Origin of the sequence: Pseudomonas yamanorum (genome assembly GCF_900105735.1) — a bacterium.
Classification (GTDB): Bacteria; Pseudomonadota; Gammaproteobacteria; order Pseudomonadales; family Pseudomonadaceae; genus Aquipseudomonas; species Aquipseudomonas yamanorum.
This window is the reverse complement of record NZ_LT629793.1, coordinates 5,265,762-5,281,052: the sequence shown is the minus strand read 5'-3', so window position 1 is coordinate 5,281,052 and position 15,291 is coordinate 5,265,762. Positions and strand designations below refer to the sequence as shown.

The window sequence follows — 15,291 nt, the reverse complement described above, 5'->3', positions numbered from 1 at the left end:
GGCGCCCATGGGCAATCGCTCTGTGATCACGCGTTACGTTCTGCTGGCCATCGGCTGGTTGAGCGTAGCGCTTGGGGTGATCGGCATCTTCCTGCCGGTGCTGCCCACGACTCCCTTCCTTCTGCTGTCCGCCGCCTGCTTTGCCCGTAGCTCCCCGCGCTTCTACCAATGGCTGGTGGAACACCCGCGCCTGGGGCCGTGGATTCGTGACTATCTGGATGGCAACGGGATTCCGCTCAAGGGCAAGGTGTATGCCATTGGGTTGATGTGGGTAAGTATCGGGTTTTCCTGCTACTTGGTGCCGCTGATCTGGGCGCGGGGGTTCATGCTGACCAGTGCGGTGTTGGTGACGGTTTATATTTTGCGGCAGAAGACGCTACCCAAGGCTCCGCAAAACTAATGTGAACACTGGTTTGTGTGGGAGCTGGCTTGCCTGCGATAGCGGGGGTGACTGACACACCGATATCGCAGGCAAGCCAGCTCCCACATTTTGATCAGCGCTTATCCAGAGGGCTCAACGCATCGGCGGCAAGCCATACGCCGCCAAATCAAAGTCAGCCAACTTGCGAATAATCTGGTCGGCATGGTGATACTTGCTGTCCGCCATCGCCTCATCCGGCACCGCGATCGCGGTCATATGCGCAGCCTTCGCCGCTGTCACGCCAAACGGCGAATCCTCAAACACCAGGCAATCCTCCGGTGCCACACCCAAGCGGCGCGCCGCCGTCAGGAAGATATCCGGCGCAGGCTTGGCCGCCCCCACTTCCGGGTCATCCGCGGTCACGATAGTGTCGAACAGCCCAAACCACTCACGGTGCAGCGTGGTCTTGTGGCCAAACGAATTGCGCGACGAACTGGTGCCCACGGCAATCGGAATGTTATGCGCCTTCAAGTGCCGCACCAGCGCCTCAGCGCCTGGCATGCCCAAGGCCTTGGGGAAACGCTCGCTCATCAGCGGCTCGCGGATCACCAGGAATTCGGCGGGCGTAATCGGCAGGTCCAGGGCCTTGACCACGTAATCCGCCAGATCCTGGGCGCCGCGACCAATGATGTGCTGCTTGATCCCCCAGTCATAGGTACGGCCGTAACGTTCGGCGATGATCTGCGTGACTTCGGTGTAGATGCCTTCTGTGTCCAGCAACAACCCGTCCATATCGAAAATGACAGCCTTGATCGGGACAGCGGTACGCGGTGCATTCATCACTACAGATCCGTGGGCAAAAGGACTAAAAGGATTCAGCACAATAACGGCCCGCCTGCGCTGCTAGCAACCGTTACGAGCCTGTCCCGAACCCTGTCGGCGTTTCACTCAGGAAAATCAGCGCCCTCAGTCACCTCTGCCCATGCATCAAAATCAGCGCTCAATGCCTTCACCTTGGTCCGCGCAAAGGTCAACGCCGCCTTGCCCAGCAGCAAGCGCAATGGCGGCTGCTCGGCCTCCACCGCTTTGACGATGGCAATCGCTGCACGCACCGGATCACCCGGCTGCTTGCCGCTGTAGTTACGGACCATGTTGGCACGGGCCACCGCCGTTTCTTTGTAGTCGGCAATCCCGTGAGCCGCCTCGTTGGCCGAACGTCCGGCCCAGTCGGTACGGAACGGGCCCGGCTCGACCAGCAACACCTTGATGCCCAACGGCGCGACTTCCTGGGACAGCGCCTCGGAAAGGCCCTCCACCGCAAACTTGGTCGCATTGTAGAAACTCAGCGACGGGAACGCCGCCACACCGCCCACCGAGGAAATGTTCACGATGCTGCCCGAACGCCGGGCGCGCATGCCGGGCAAGGCCGCGCGAGTCATGGCGCTCAGGCCCCACACGTTGATTTCGAACATGTTGCGCACGTCATCCAGGTCGCTTTCTTCGAAGGAGCCGAAGTAGCCGACACCGGCGTTGTTGACCAGTACGTCGATATGGCCGAAACGTTCTTCAGCCGCTTTGACAGCCGCCTCGACCTGGGCCTGGTCGGTCACGTCCAAGGTCAGAACCAGCGCGTTGTCTTCGTGACCGGCGACGATGTCCTGCACCTGTTGCGTATTGCGTGCGGTGACCACGGTCGGGTAGCCGAGGCTCAGGGTGTGCAACGCCAGCTGGCGGCCGAAACCGGTGGAGCAGCCAGTGATGAACCAGACGGGTTTTGCGGTGGAAGTCGTCATAAAGGGCCAATCCTCGTGTGTGTAGGAAAAGTATGCGCGCCGCTCTTCTTGCTAAAAAGATGCATAATCTGCAAGGCCCTTTCGGAAATACCACACAATGGAAACGCCCGATTTTCAGCAGTTGCGACTGTTCCTGCAGGTCGCCCGCTCGAAAAGCTTCACCCAGGCGGCCGACGCCAGCAGCCTCTCGGTGTCGACCGTCAGCCATCGCGTGCGCGCCCTGGAGAAACAGTTGGGCGTACAACTGCTCAACCGCACCACCCGCAGCGTTAGCGTGACCGAGGCCGGCGAGCAATTGATCCAGAAGATCACGCCGCTGCTGGAAGAGCTGCAAACCAGCCTGCACAGCGTAGCAGCGGCTACGGTCGACGCCGCCGGTACCTTGCGCCTGAACATTCCCTCCACCGCCAGCCGAATGGTCCTGCAACCGTTGCTCCAGCGCTTCCTGCGCAAATACCCGGGCATCAACCTGGAAGTGGCGGTGGACAACAGCCTCGTGGATATCGTCGCCCAGGGTTTTGACGCGGGCATCCGCTACGACCATGTGCTGGCCGAAGACATGGTGGTGGTGCCGGTGGCGACGCAGTTGCGATTCGTCATCGTCGCCACGCCGGAGTATTTGCAGGGGCGCAAACTGCCCGCTCATCCCCACGATTTACTAGAGCATGAGTGCGTCAACTACCGCAGTGCGCAGACCGGCTCGCTGCACCGCTGGGACTTTGAAAAAGCCGGCAAGCAGATGCGGGTTACGGTAAAAGGCCGGCTGGCGACCAACGATGTTGAATTGATGGTGCGCGGTGCGCTGGACGGGTTTGGCTTTGCCTACGTGGCGCGCTCCAGCGTCGAGCAGTACCTGCAACGCGGTGAGTTGGTGGAGGTGCTGGACGACTGGATTGCCCACAGCGCGCTGTATTTGTATTACTTCAACCGTACGAACACGCCGAAGAAATTGCGGGTGTTCATCGAGTTCCTGAAGGAAGAATTCGGGACCTGATCCTTTCAAAAAGCGAACCCAATCATGCTCTCCCGCTTCGCCGCTGACGGCCTGGTGCTGTTTCATTTGTCGTTCATTCTGTTCGTGCTGTTTGGCGGTTTGCTCGCCCTCAAATGGCGGCCCGTGATGTGGCTGCATTTGCCCGCTGCTGCCTGGGGCGTTGCGGTGGAAGTGTTCCACCTGCCCTGCCCGCTGACCCGCTGGGAAAACCTGTTTCGTCATTTGGCCGGGCAGGATGGTTATGGGGGTGGCTTCATCGAGCATTACATCCTGACTCTGATCTATCCGGCCGGGCTGACGCCGCAGATTCAATTGGGGCTGGGCGCGCTGGTGCTGTTGATCAACATCGCGGTGTATGTGCGGTTGATCAAGCGCCGCTAGGCAGACAGCCAATGCCCGCCAACGTCGCCTCAACCGCTTCATCCAGAGGCGTGTGCGGTTCGCTGCCCAGCACCTGCACCAAGTGACGGTTATCCATGCGTACCTCTGTTTGCCATAGGTAGCGCATCTCCTGCATCTCACGGAAGGTGGTGACAAAGGGCGCGGCCAGTTTCAGCAGCCACCATGGGAAAGCCCTGACAGAAGGCTGGCGGCCGGTCCTGCGTGACACCACCCGCTGAATCGCCTGGCTCATCTGCCGACCATCAGCGTCTATGTGCCCCGCCATATGAAAGCGGGCGAAGGCATCAAGGCTGTCGCGGCGTGCAATCAACTCGACCATTGTTCTCGCCACATCAGGCAGATAGGCCCACTGATGCCCCACGCCCGGTGCTCCCGGATAACTCACGATGGCCACCGGTTTTGCGGGTTTGACCAGGCCTTGGGAAAACCAGCTGCTGCCGGCCTTGGCGCCGAAAAAATCGCCCGCCCGCACGATCAGCGCCCGTGCGCCCTGCTGGGTCGACTTGAGCAAACGCTGCTCCATCTCCACCCGGATCGCGCCCTTGCGGGTAAGTGGATGCTGCGGCGAATCCTCCTCCAACCGCGCAAATGCATCCGGCCCGAAGTTGTACACCGTGCCCGGCAGAACAATTGTCGCCCCTTCAGCGACTGCCGCCGCGATGCTGTTGTCGATCATCGGCAGCACCAGCTCCGCCCAGCGCTGGTAACCGGGCGGATTCACCGCATGCACGATCACCGAACAGCCCTTGGCCGCCGCGATGACTTCCTCACGGTTCAGCGCATCACCTTTTATCCAGGTGAAATCGGCATTCTGCTTGTGAGCCTTATCCACATCCCTCGTCAGGGCGCACACCTGCCAGCCCGCAGCGAACAACTGCCGTGCCACCTCACCACCAATCCCGCCCGTCGCACCCAAAACCAGAACCTTGCTCATGCTTTTTCCCCTGAGGGTTGTTTGATGGGGCGATTCTGTTCGCCGGCAGGCTATAGAGGAATTGCCGAAGATCATCCAGACGCTATACATTTATGCATGGCATCAAATATTGGTTGGGAGCTTTACCGGTCATTCCTCGGCGTACTCAAGGAAGGATCGTTGTCGGGGGCCGCACGGCAGCTCGGCATCACTCAACCCACCGTCGGGCGGCACATCGCTGCGTTGGAGAAATCCCTGAACGTGGTGCTGTTCACCCGCTCCGCCAGCGGCCTGCTGCCCACCGCCGTCGCCCTCACCCTGCGCACCCATGCCGAAACCATGGAAACCACGGCTGCCGCCCTCGAGCGCGCCGCCTCTCCACAAGGCCCGGAAGTACGCGGCGTGGTACGGGTGTCTGCCAGCGAAGTGATCGGCGTGGAAGTCCTGCCGCCGATCATCACCCGCCTGCGCCAGCAGCACCCGCACCTCAAGGTCGAACTGGTGCTGAGCAACCGCCTGCTGGACCTGCTGCAACTGGAGGCCGACATCGCCGTGCGAATGGTCCGACCCAGCCAGGAACAACTGCTGGCGAAGCGCATCGGCGTTATCGAAGTCGGCCTGCACGCCCGCAACGACTACCTGCAACAACACGGCACGCCCCAGAGCCTGAATGACCTGACAACCCACTCAGTCATCGGCTACGACCAGGAAAGCGCCTTCATCCGCAGCCTGGCCGTCAAAGGCTTCGAGCGCAGCGCCTTTTCCCTCAGCAGCGACAGCGACCTCGCACAACTGGCACTGATCCGCGCCGGCGCCGGTATCGGTGGCTGCCAGGTCAAACTGGCCCGGCAAGACACCCGCCTGAGCCGGGTCCTGCCCGACGCCTTTGCCCTGCAACTGGACACCTGGGTCACCATGCACGAAGACCTGCGCAACAGCCCACGCTGCCGCGTCACCTTTGATGCCCTGGTGGCCGGTTTGCAGCATTACGTACAGGATTGAGACAGCTTCGCTGGTGAAGAATCAGAGTCCCTCAATCCCTTCATAGACGCCCCCATGTCCGAAGCCTTCGAAGTTCCCAGCCCCCACGAAAAACACGTTGAACACGCCACCGAACATGCCCACCGCAGCGGGGACAATTTCGCCAGCCGCATCGCCGTGATGACCGCCATCATGGCCACCGTCGGCGCCATGCTCAGCTACCAGGCCGGCTCCACCGAAAGCGAAGCGGCGATGGACAAAAACAACGCCGCCATCTTCAAGACCGAAGCCGCCAACCAGTGGAACTACTACCAGGCCAAATCCAGCCGGCAGAACCTCGCCGAGTTGGCAACACATATTCCGGGGGTTGACGCCAAGCACTACGCCGACGAGATCGAGCGTTACAAAACCCAGAAGGAGGACGTGCGCAAACAAGCCGAAAAGCTTGAAGCCACCTCGAAGGAATGGGATGAAAAGTCAGAGCAGGCGCTGCACCAGCATCACCGCTGGGCGCAGGCGATGACCGCGATTCAGATCGCGATTTCGTTGGCGGCGATTACCTTGCTGACAAGGAAGGAATGGTTGAAGCGCATGGCATACACCGCAGGCGGTGTGAGCGTGGTGCTCGGCGGGATGGCGTGGTTGCATATTTGAGAGCTGGATTTTCATCGCCCTTCAAAAGCAGAAATACGGCGTCACGTATCGTCGTATTTCGCTGATAGCTATCACCAAACCAAACCGACTATAAAATTCGCCATCGCTCGCAACCTGGAAAGTTGACTATTGATGGGAGAAAACGAATTCAGTCAGTGCGTCCCGGATGCCACAAGCCCTGTAACGTTGAACATCTCACTGGATGATCACTTCGCGGCAGAATGCCTTCAGATCTTCGCTCAAGTGGAAGACCTGTTTCTCTACCAGACCAGTAGCACCAAATACCTGACTGAGTTAATGCCGGAAGTGAGCCTCGGCACCAAATTTATCGGCCTTGAGGTTGAGAAAATCTATTCCGATACAGAGGTTTATACCTTTCGTACGGAAGGGATGAATGGAAACTACTTCTCCGTGATGGTGAAGCCAAAAAAGGTTTGGATTGATGTAAGTTGGGTTGAGCCAGGCAGAGGTGGTAACGGTATATACGCCGCCGTGGGGGCCTTCGCAGCCAATACAAAGCGCGAGTTTATCGGTGACCCGGACGGGCTATCGGACATAGCAACGCGCCGCAGAACCGATGCAATGCTTTCATCCGCCCTCAAACACAAAACAACCGACCATGTCCGACCCCATCTGCGGCAAATTGACGGTGATGAACAACTGGGCATTCCGTCGCTGAGCTGGGTTGACGGTGACACGCTTGGCAATATCCAGCGTATGATTAAAACGACCTATGAATCCCTGACCTTCTACGTGCCGGAGGTACGAAATGCTTATTACGACTTCGCAAACAAAACCTTCCGAGACACTGCGGGCCGACAGCTTCTGGATGGAAATCTGGCAAAGTGGAGCTTTGAGCATTCAGGAAGCCGAAAGGCGGGCGCAGGGCTCGCGACGCTTAAAAGAGGCCTACTCGTCGGTACCCTTCTACGCGAAGAAGGCAGCTCGAGACTCTCAATTCTGGAGCAAATTTTACGCGAGCCGCGTGAATTCGTAGAAAAGGGCAATCTTGCGGGAATCTTCTACTGACCATCTGATACCCCCTCCTCCTAGACTCACTCATATTCACCAGACCCCTCGCGTCAGAAAACATCGGCATATTCCGGCATATCCGCTTGGGGTCCTACACCTACTCGCTATATAGTAAAACGCATAACGCCTGACACTATAAAACCGAGGAAAAGCCGGTGATCGCACAATCATCCAAGGAAGCTGTGGGCGTCGCCTACAGCATCGAGTCAATGCGCTACGCCCAGGCGATGACCTGGCGCGCCATCGAAGCGCTGTCCAAACTCATCCGCCCCGGCATGCTCGAATCCGAAGCCCGGGAACTCGGCAAAAAAGTCCTCGCCGACCTCGACATGCAGCGCATCTGGCACCCGCTGCTGGTGCGCTTTGGCGCCAACACCCTCAAGACCTTCAAGGAACGCTCCGACGGCGACCCGGTGCTGGGGGAAAACGACATCTACTTCATCGACATGGGCGCCGTGTGGCAAGGCCACGAAGGTGATGCCGGGGCGACGTTCATCACCGGCAGCGACCCCGAGATGGCCGCATGTGCGCGCGCGGCGAAAGAGTTGTTTGACCGGGTGGAACAGCGCTGGAAGAACGACAAAGTCGTCGGCCTGGAGCTGTATCGTTTTGCCGAAGAGCAAGCGAAGGAAATGGGTTGGGTGCTGAACCTGGACATCAAAGGGCACCGCGTCAGCGATTTCCCCCATGCGATTTATCGTGGCGGTGACCTTGGGGATTTTGACCAGTTTCCCAATGAAGGGCTGTGGATCCTGGAGATACAGATCGCGCACCCGAGCGGGGCTTATGGTGCGTTTTACGAAGATTTGCTGGCCTAATTTTTCAAGGAATAAAGATGGAACGCTCGACCGAATTTTCCGTGCTGTTGTTTTCCTACGGCACGTTGCAGGACAAGGCTGTGCAACTGTCCAACTTTGGGCGGGAGTTGGTGGGTCAGCAGGATGCGATGCTGGGGTATTCGAAAAGCTGGGTGGAGATTACCGATCCTGAGGTGTTGGCGGCCAGTGGCAAGACCCATCATCCGATTGTTTCGCCGAGCGGGCGGAATGAGGACAGTGTTGAAGGGATGGTGTTTCAGATTACCGAGCAGGAACTGACGGCGGCGGATGCGTATGAAGTGTCGGACTATAAGCGGGTTTCGGTGGGGTTGGCTTCGGGGTTAACGGCTTGGGTGTATGTGCAGGCTTGAAAGCGTGCAGTTGGTCAATCGGAGTGATTCCCTACAGATCAATCGGAAGGCGTGCCCTGCCGGGTTTGTGAGGTGGAACATATAGTTCGCCGGTCGCTCTCATAGCGACTCGGGTTTGGCGACTCGACTACAAATTGGCAGAGGCCTCCCGGCTAAGTTTGCGGGATGCCCCTACGCGCAATAAGCTGCTCGATGGTAGCTGTGCGTGGGAGACCTTCGGGTCTGCCGGTTTTCCAATTTGTCCGGTTCGCCAACCTGCGTACAGCTGCCACCCTTTTGTTTGGTAACGAATGTGTGGCAGCTCTCCTTAAGCAAACGGAGATTCACGCATGAACCGATACATGGCCCTCACCAGCAACGATTGCGAGACACCTGCTCTTTTTGTAGATACCACTGCGCCGTTGGACGTACTGCTTGACGCTGCGGGGTATCGAATTCGTGCTGTTACTCAAGTTCTTGAAAATCTGGCACTGCGCGCGGAGATCAGCAGCGATACGGTTGTGCTCAGTGACTTTTCGCTGCTGTGTTCGATTCCGTTGCGTGATGGTTGTGATTTGCTGGATTTTATAGGCCGGCGTATGGCTACGCAGTGTTCCTAAACCCATTAGCTTAATTTGCCTAGCACAACCACATATTCAAACCCCAGAAACCACAAAACCCCTGACTTCTTTCGAAATCAGGGGTTTTGTTTACATCGAATTTGGCGGTGAAGGAGAGATTCGAACTCTCGATACAATTTCTTGTATACACACTTTCCAGGCGTGCTCCTTAAGCCACTCGGACACTTCACCGTATCTCGTCAAACTGATTCAGTCTGTCGAGGCGCGCTAATGTAGTCGAAAGCTTTTCCGATGGCAAAGGTTTTTTTCAGAATTTTCATGCGCTTAGGCGGTTATGCCGTTCCAGCCCTCTGCGGCGCCATGCACACCACGGCGATTCTGCCATTCTCGGGCACTCGCGGCGCTTGTCTATAGTAGCTGCTGCGCCTTGCCGAAGGCCGCCTGCGGGCGGGCATGGGGGAAAAGTCTGACTGGGTAGTCAGTCATGGCGCTTTACCGGGGCGGGCGCGGTGGGTAACGTCTGCCGTCTGTCCTTCTATTACAAGCATTACAAGGAATCGCGTCATGAGTGAGTTGATTGCCTACCACCTCGAAGACGGTATCGCGACCCTGACCCTGAGCAACGGCAAGGTGAATGCCATTTCGCCGGCAGTGGTCAGTGCGTTTAATGAAGCGCTGGATCAGGCCGAGAAAGATCGGGCGGTGGTGATCATCACGGGCACGCCGGGGATTTTGTCCGGTGGCTATGATTTGAAGGTGATGACCGCCGGCCCTAAAGAAGCGGTGAGCCTGGTGACGTCGGGCTCCACCCTCGCCCGCCGCCTGTTGTCGCACCCGTTCCCGGTGATCGTTGCTTGCCCTGGGCACGCGGTGGCCAAGGGCGCGTTCCTGTTGCTGTCGGCGGATTACCGGATCGGCGTGGACGGGCCTTTCAGCATTGGCCTGAATGAAGTGATGATCGGCATGACCATGCACCACGCTGGGATCGAGCTGGCGCGGGATCGTCTGCGTAAGTCGGCCTTCCACCGCTCGGTGATCAATGCCGAGATGTTTAACCCGCAGGACGCGTTGAGCGCCGGGTTTCTGGATAAGGTGGTCGCGCCGGAAGAATTGCAGGCCGCGGCGCTGGAAGCAGCTCGCCAACTGAAGAAGATCAATATGAACGCCCACAAGCACACCAAGCTGAAGGTGCGTAAGGCGCTGCTGGAAGCGCTGGATGACGCGATCATTCAGGATCAGGGGCACTTGGGTTAATCAAACCTACGCCTGCTGAATCGAAGCCCGACCTTGAGTCGGGCTTTTTCTTACAAAGAATTCCGGATTGCCTACAACCGCTCTAGGCGGTGTCTGTCACGGCACGTTGAAACATGCGCTTAAACATCGCCTATCTTCCGACTCTATAGGGGCAATTGCCGAATACAGTGCACATCCGTACACTGCGCCACCTTTTGTCCCGATGGGCTGTGTCGATGCTTTTTTTGTTACGCATGTTGTTGATGGGCCTGCATTTTATGATTGCGGGCGTACTGGGCGTGGTGCTGGGGATCTGTCGGCCGTTCAATCCGGACAACAGCCGTTACTGCGCACGCCTGTATGCCGTGCCGGCGATGTGGCTGTTGCGCCTGCGGGTGAAGGCTGAGGTCGACTCGCTGCGCACCAAGCCCAGCAGTTGCGTGATCATCGCCAACCATCAGTCCAACTATGACCTGTTTGTGTTTGGCACCGTCGTGCCCTACCGCACGGTGTGTATCGGCAAGAAGAGCCTGAAGTGGGTGCCGTTGTTTGGGCAACTGTTCTGGCTGGCGGGCAATGTGTTGATTGACCGGGGCAACGCCCACAAGGCGCGGCGCTCGATGCTGACCACCACACACACCTTGCAGCATGCAGACACCTCGATCTGGGTGTTCCCGGAGGGCACGCGCAACTTCGGCGAAACCCTGCTGCCGTTCAAGAAAGGCGCGTTCCAGATGGCGATCGCCGCAGGCGTGCCGATTGTGCAGGTGTGTGTCAGCACTTACGTGAAGCAGATGAAGCTCAACCGCTGGAACAGTGGCGATATTCTGATTCGCTCGCTGCCGCCGATTCCTACGAAGGGGCTGACGATGGATGACATGCCGCTGTTAATGCAGACCTGCCGTGAGCAAATGCGCGATTGCATCGAGGCGATGGATCGCGAGCTGCAAACTGCGCCTGTAATCACGGGTGAACCCCGCCGAATTTGCTGACTCTGATTGGGCAGGGCAGCTAAGCTGCCTGACAGTTGTCATCTGCCATTCAAGAAGAAGCGATCAGCACTATGGGTAGAGTTGTTGCGGCCGCCGTCTATAGCGCCGGTAAGAAAGTCACCGATATCACCCTCGACGAAGGCGCCGCCTGGGCCGCCAAGCCCGACCACTTTGTGTGGATCGGCCTGGAAGAGCCCAGCGCCCTGGAACTGGCCAACCTGCAACGCCAGTTCAACCTGCACGAACTGGCCATCGAAGACGCCCTGGAAAAACATAGCCGCCCCAAGCTTGAAACCTTCGGCGACGCGCTGTTTATCGTGACCTATTCGCCGGTGCGCGATAACGGCAAGCTGGAGTTTATCGAAACCCATATCTTTGCCGGCAGCGGCTACATCATTACCGCCCGCAACGGCCACTCGGCGTCCTACGGCTACGTGCGCCAGCGTTGTGAGGCGCGGCCACTGTTACTGGAGCATGGGGAAGATTTCGTACTCTATGCGCTGCTGGACTTTGTTACCGAGAACTACCAGCCGGTGAGCGAGGCGATTCATGCCGAGGTCGATGAGCTGGAACGCAACGTGTTGTGCAACTCCCTGAGTGAAGCGGATATCCAGAAGCTCCACGGCCTGCGCCGCGATGTGCTGCGGCTGAAGCGCTACGTGGCGCCGATGGTGGAGATCAGTCAGGAGTTGCAGAAACTGAGCTTCCCGTTTATCGACAAGAACATGCGCCCGTACTTTCGCGATGTGCAGATTCACGTCACGCGGCAGATGGAAGACCTGACCACCCTGCGGGATATCGCCAGCCAGACCATCGAGATTGGGGTGTTGCTGGAAGCGTCGCGCCAGAGCGTGGTGCAACGCAAGTTTGCCGCGTGGGCAGCGATTCTGGCATTCCCGACGGCGGTGGCCGGGATCTACGGGATGAACTTCCAGAACATGCCGGAGCTGCAATGGCACTACGGCTATTTTGCGGTGCTGGGGTTTATTGCGGTGGGGTGTACGAGTTTGTGGGCCAGTTTCAAGCGTTCAGGCTGGCTGTAACAAACCTGCTCAATTTGCTGGAGATCAAACGTGTGGGAGCTGGCTTGCCTGCGATGCAGGCACCTCGGTTTGTCAGTGACACCAAGGTGATGCTATCGCAGGCAAGCCAGCTCCCACATTAATCTGCTTTGCCTTGAAGACCGTACTTCTTGCCCTGGACGGTTTCAGGCAGCTCCTGCTTCGGGTTTGTGCGCCACAAACCGCATCATCCATTCCGCCACGGTCACACCGTGGTGGTCTCGTTCCAAGCTGGCCACACCATTGGTGTAGACCTTTTCTCCCAGGGTTGTCTGAAGAATCTCCAGCAGCTCGCGGGAATAGTCGTGGATAAATTCCGGGTGGCCCTGGAAGCACAGCACCTGGTCTTCGATGTGGTACGCCGCAAACGGGCAGAATTCGCTGGAAGCGATCACTGTGGCGTTTTCCGGCAAGGTGGTGACCTGGTCCTGGTGGCTGATCAACAGCGTCAATTCTTCCACCACCGGGCTCATCCACGGTGCCTTGGCGTTCAGTTTGTAGTCATGGATGCCCATGCCCCAACCCTTGGTCGCCCGCTCGGTCTTGCCGCCCAACAGCAGCGCCAGCAACTGGTGGCCGAAGCAGATGCCGATCAGTTTGTCGCCGCGGGCATGGCGGTCCAGCAGGTAGGTCTTGAGGGTCTGGATCCAGGGATCGGTGCCAAAGGAGTCGGCCTTGCTGCCCGTCACCAGGTACGCGTCGAACACTTCGTCATCCGCCGGGTATTCACCCTGCACCACGTTATAGATGACGAACTCGGCGGCAATCGGCTGTTTGGAAAACAGGCGCTTGAACATCTGCCCGTACCCTTGGTACTGATCGATCAGTCCAGGACGCAGGATATCGGTTTCCAGGATGCACACGCGTAACGACATAAAAAATACCTGACACGGCGATGGGAATAATGAACACCCCAGAGCCTGCCTTGAAATACCCTTCCAAGGCAAGCCCGCTCCCACATTTTGATCACCGGAACGCTTCACCCCTTGCGGCTTTCTCCAACAGCAGCGCCGGTGGCGTGAAGCGCTCACCGTATTGCTCGGCCAGGTAACGGGCACGGGCGATGAAGTCGTTCAGGCCGTACTGGTTGATGAATTGCAGCGCCCCGCCACTCCAGGCGGCAAAACCGATACCGAAGATCGAGCCGACGTTGGCATCGGCCGTCGACATCAGCACGCCCTCCTCCACACAGCGCACGGTTTCAATGGCCTGGATGAACAGCAAACGGTCGCGTACGTCCTGGGCGGAGATCCGTTGCTCAGGCTTTTCAAAGCGGTTTTTCAGCTCCGGCCACAGGTGTTTCTGCCCGCCCGCCGGGTAATCGTAGAAGCCGCCCCCAGCGGCCTTGCCCGGGCGTTGGTATTCGTTGAGCAACAGGTCGATCACGGCAAATGCCGGATGCTGGGGTAACGGCTTGCCCTCGGCCTGTAGGTCCTTGGCCGTCTGCTGGCGGATATGGCTCATCAGGCTGAGGGAAACTTCATCAGAGACCGCCAGCGGTCCCACAGGCATGCCGGCCTTGCGCGCCTCGGTCTCGATCATCGGCGCCGCCACGCCTTCGCCGAGCATGGCGATGCCTTCGTTGGTGAAGGTGCCGAACACCCGTGAGGTGAAGAAGCCGCGGCTGTCGTTGACCACGATCGGGGTTTTCTTGATTTGCAGGACGAAATCGAAACCTCGGGCCAGGGTTTCGTCGCTGGTGTGGGTACCCTTGATGATTTCCACCAGGGGCATTTTGTCCACCGGGCTGAAGAAGTGCAGGCCGATAAACTTGCCCTGGTCGGGCACCGCCGTGGCCAGGCCGCTGATGGGCAAGGTGGAGGTGTTGGAGGCGATGACTGCGTCGGCCCCCACCACGCTCTGCGCGGCGGCCGAGACCTTGGCCTTGAGTTCCCGGTCTTCGAAGACGGCTTCGATGATCAGGTCGCAGCCGGCGAGGTCGGCATCGGATTCGGTAGGAATAATCCGCGCGAGGATGGTTTCCCGCTGCTCAGTGGTCAATTGCCCACGGCCGACCTTCTTGTCGAGCAACGCTGCCGAGTGGGCCTTGCCCTTCTCCGCCGCCGCCAGGTTGACGTCCTTCAGCACCACCTCAACGCCCGCCGAGGCGCTGACATAAGCAATGCCCGCCCCCATCATCCCGGCGCCAAGCACGCCGACCTTGCGTGTCACGTACGGCGCAAAACCCTGGGGTCGCGAGCTACCGGCATTGATTTCATTGAGCTGGAACCAGAAGGTGCCAATCATGTTTTTTGCCACTTGCCCGGTAACCAGCTCAGTGAAGTAGCGGGTTTCGATCAGGTGGGCGGTGTCGAAATCCACCTGGGCACCTTCCACGGCGGCGCAGAGGATTTTCTCCGGGGCCGGGAAGCAGCCGTTGGTTTTGGCGCGCAGGATCGATGGCGCAATGGCGAGCATTTGCGCGACCTTAGGATTGGAAGGCGTGCCGCCAGGGATCTGATACCCCTTGATGTCCCAACGCTGTTTCGCCTCGGGGTTGGCCAGAATCCACGTCCGGGACTTGGCCAGCAGCTCGTCACGATCTGCCGCCAGCTCCTCAATCAATCCAGCTTGCAGCGCCTGTTGCGGCGTAGCCTTTTTGCCTTCCAGCAAGTAGGGCAAAGCCTTTTCCAGCCCGAGCATACGCACCATGCGCACCACACCGCCGCCGCCCGGCAGCAGGCCGAGGGTGACTTCCGGCAGGCCGATCTGTACCGACTTGTGGTCCAGCGCCACGCGGTGCTGGCACGCCAGGCAAATCTCCCAGCCACCGCCCAATGCCGCGCCGTTGATGGCGGCCACTACCGGTTTGCCGAGGGTTTCCAGGGCGCGCAGTTGCGCCTTCAGCACCAGCACGCTGGCGTAGAAATCCTTGGCGTGGGGCTTGTCGACCTTGATCAGTTCATTGAGGTCACCGCCGGCAAAGAAGGTCTTTTTCGCCGAGGTGATGATCACGCCCGCAATCGAATCCTTTTCGGCCTCCAGGCGGGCAACGGTGGCCGCCATGGCCTCGCGGTACACCCCGTTCATGGTGTTGGCGCTCTGGCCGGGCATGTCGATGGTCAGCACCACGATCTGGTCCTGGCCTTTTTCGTAACGAATGGCATCGGTCATGACTGATTCCTT

General features: G+C 58.9%; 17 protein-coding genes and 1 tRNA gene. 12 read left to right on the top strand and 6 right to left on the bottom strand.

The features are described from left to right. Positions 1 to 7: 7 nt before the first annotated feature. Entirely contained in the window at positions 8 to 400 is a 393-nt protein-coding gene (locus BLU46_RS24920) for a YbaN family protein (RefSeq protein ID WP_093207422.1), read from the top strand. A gap of 114 nt (positions 401 to 514) precedes the next feature. Here BLU46_RS24920 and BLU46_RS24915 read toward each other — a convergent pair whose 3' ends face one another. Continuing rightward, entirely contained in the window at positions 515 to 1,201 is a 687-nt protein-coding gene (locus BLU46_RS24915; protein WP_004371166.1) for an HAD-IA family hydrolase, read from the bottom strand. Positions 1,202 to 1,305: 104 nt separating this feature from the next. Next, the gene (locus BLU46_RS24910) at positions 1,306 to 2,154 is read right to left on the bottom strand and encodes an oxidoreductase (RefSeq protein WP_063028048.1); all 849 of its coding nucleotides are present in this window, start codon (positions 2,152 to 2,154) and stop codon (positions 1,306 to 1,308) included. A gap of 97 nt (positions 2,155 to 2,251) precedes the next feature. On the opposite strand from BLU46_RS24910, the gene BLU46_RS24905 reads away from it, so the two are divergent. Together BLU46_RS24905 and BLU46_RS24900 are read left to right on the top strand one after the other, a co-directional pair. Continuing rightward, on the top strand, positions 2,252 to 3,148 hold the full coding sequence (locus tag BLU46_RS24905) for a LysR family transcriptional regulator (RefSeq protein WP_093207417.1): 897 nt from the start codon (positions 2,252 to 2,254) through the stop codon (positions 3,146 to 3,148). A 24-nt stretch (positions 3,149 to 3,172) separates the two neighbouring features. Beyond that, entirely contained in the window at positions 3,173 to 3,529 is a 357-nt protein-coding gene (locus tag BLU46_RS24900) for a DUF2784 domain-containing protein (protein ID WP_093207414.1), read from the top strand. Here the strand turns inward: BLU46_RS24900 and BLU46_RS24895 are convergent. Beyond that, a complete protein-coding gene (locus BLU46_RS24895) occupies positions 3,516 to 4,484 on the bottom strand; it encodes an SDR family oxidoreductase (protein ID WP_093207409.1) in 969 nt (322 codons plus the stop codon). The genes BLU46_RS24900 and BLU46_RS24895 overlap by 14 nt on opposite strands. 96 nt (positions 4,485 to 4,580) lie before the next feature. Between BLU46_RS24895 and BLU46_RS24890 the strand changes: the two genes are divergently transcribed. The 6 genes from BLU46_RS24890 (at position 4,581) to BLU46_RS24865 (ending at position 8,918) form a co-directional block, all read left to right on the top strand. Further along, positions 4,581 to 5,465 (top strand): LysR family transcriptional regulator, encoded by an 885-nt coding sequence (locus tag BLU46_RS24890; protein WP_093207404.1) that lies wholly within the window; start codon positions 4,581 to 4,583, stop codon positions 5,463 to 5,465. A gap of 54 nt (positions 5,466 to 5,519) precedes the next feature. Beyond that, positions 5,520 to 6,098 (top strand): DUF4337 domain-containing protein, encoded by a 579-nt coding sequence (locus tag BLU46_RS24885; protein ID WP_063028041.1) that lies wholly within the window; start codon positions 5,520 to 5,522, stop codon positions 6,096 to 6,098. Positions 6,099 to 6,230: 132 nt separating this feature from the next. Further along, a complete protein-coding gene (locus BLU46_RS32935) occupies positions 6,231 to 7,127 on the top strand; it encodes a hypothetical protein (protein ID WP_157721313.1) in 897 nt (298 codons plus the stop codon). Positions 7,128 to 7,339: 212 nt separating this feature from the next. Next, positions 7,340 to 7,948 carry a M24 family metallopeptidase gene (locus BLU46_RS24875; RefSeq protein ID WP_093210190.1) on the top strand — a complete coding sequence of 203 codons (609 nt, stop codon included), beginning with the start codon at positions 7,340 to 7,342 and terminating at the stop codon, positions 7,946 to 7,948. A 17-nt stretch (positions 7,949 to 7,965) separates the two neighbouring features. Beyond that, entirely contained in the window at positions 7,966 to 8,319 is a 354-nt protein-coding gene (locus BLU46_RS24870) for a gamma-glutamylcyclotransferase family protein (protein ID WP_093207400.1), read from the top strand. Positions 8,320 to 8,648: 329 nt separating this feature from the next. After that, a complete protein-coding gene (locus tag BLU46_RS24865; RefSeq protein WP_093207395.1) occupies positions 8,649 to 8,918 on the top strand; it encodes a short-chain dehydrogenase in 270 nt (89 codons plus the stop codon). Positions 8,919 to 9,020: 102 nt separating this feature from the next. Here the strand turns inward: BLU46_RS24865 and BLU46_RS24860 are convergent. Next, a tRNA-Ser gene (locus tag BLU46_RS24860) sits at positions 9,021 to 9,110 on the bottom strand. Positions 9,111 to 9,443: 333 nt separating this feature from the next. Here BLU46_RS24860 and BLU46_RS24855 point away from each other — a divergent pair. The 3 genes from BLU46_RS24855 to BLU46_RS24845 all read left to right on the top strand — a co-directional run bounded on the left by BLU46_RS24855 (position 9,444) and on the right by BLU46_RS24845 (position 12,147). Beyond that, positions 9,444 to 10,133 carry a crotonase/enoyl-CoA hydratase family protein gene (locus BLU46_RS24855; RefSeq protein ID WP_076015114.1) on the top strand — a complete coding sequence of 230 codons (690 nt, stop codon included), beginning with the start codon at positions 9,444 to 9,446 and terminating at the stop codon, positions 10,131 to 10,133. A 215-nt stretch (positions 10,134 to 10,348) separates the two neighbouring features. Further along, positions 10,349 to 11,104, top strand: coding sequence for a lysophospholipid acyltransferase family protein (locus BLU46_RS24850; RefSeq protein ID WP_093207390.1), 756 nt, complete (start codon positions 10,349 to 10,351; stop codon positions 11,102 to 11,104). 71 nt (positions 11,105 to 11,175) lie between these two features. Further along, on the top strand, positions 11,176 to 12,147 hold the full coding sequence (locus BLU46_RS24845) for a magnesium and cobalt transport protein CorA (RefSeq protein ID WP_017475769.1): 972 nt from the start codon (positions 11,176 to 11,178) through the stop codon (positions 12,145 to 12,147). A gap of 164 nt (positions 12,148 to 12,311) precedes the next feature. On the opposite strand, the gene BLU46_RS24840 is transcribed toward BLU46_RS24845, so the two are convergent. Together BLU46_RS24840 and BLU46_RS24835 are read right to left on the bottom strand one after the other, a co-directional pair. After that, the gene (locus BLU46_RS24840) at positions 12,312 to 13,040 is read right to left on the bottom strand and encodes an amidotransferase (RefSeq protein WP_093207383.1); all 729 of its coding nucleotides are present in this window, start codon (positions 13,038 to 13,040) and stop codon (positions 12,312 to 12,314) included. A gap of 91 nt (positions 13,041 to 13,131) precedes the next feature. Next, the gene (locus BLU46_RS24835; protein ID WP_093207380.1) at positions 13,132 to 15,279 is read right to left on the bottom strand and encodes a 3-hydroxyacyl-CoA dehydrogenase NAD-binding domain-containing protein; all 2,148 of its coding nucleotides are present in this window, start codon (positions 15,277 to 15,279) and stop codon (positions 13,132 to 13,134) included. Positions 15,280 to 15,291 lie beyond the last annotated feature (12 nt).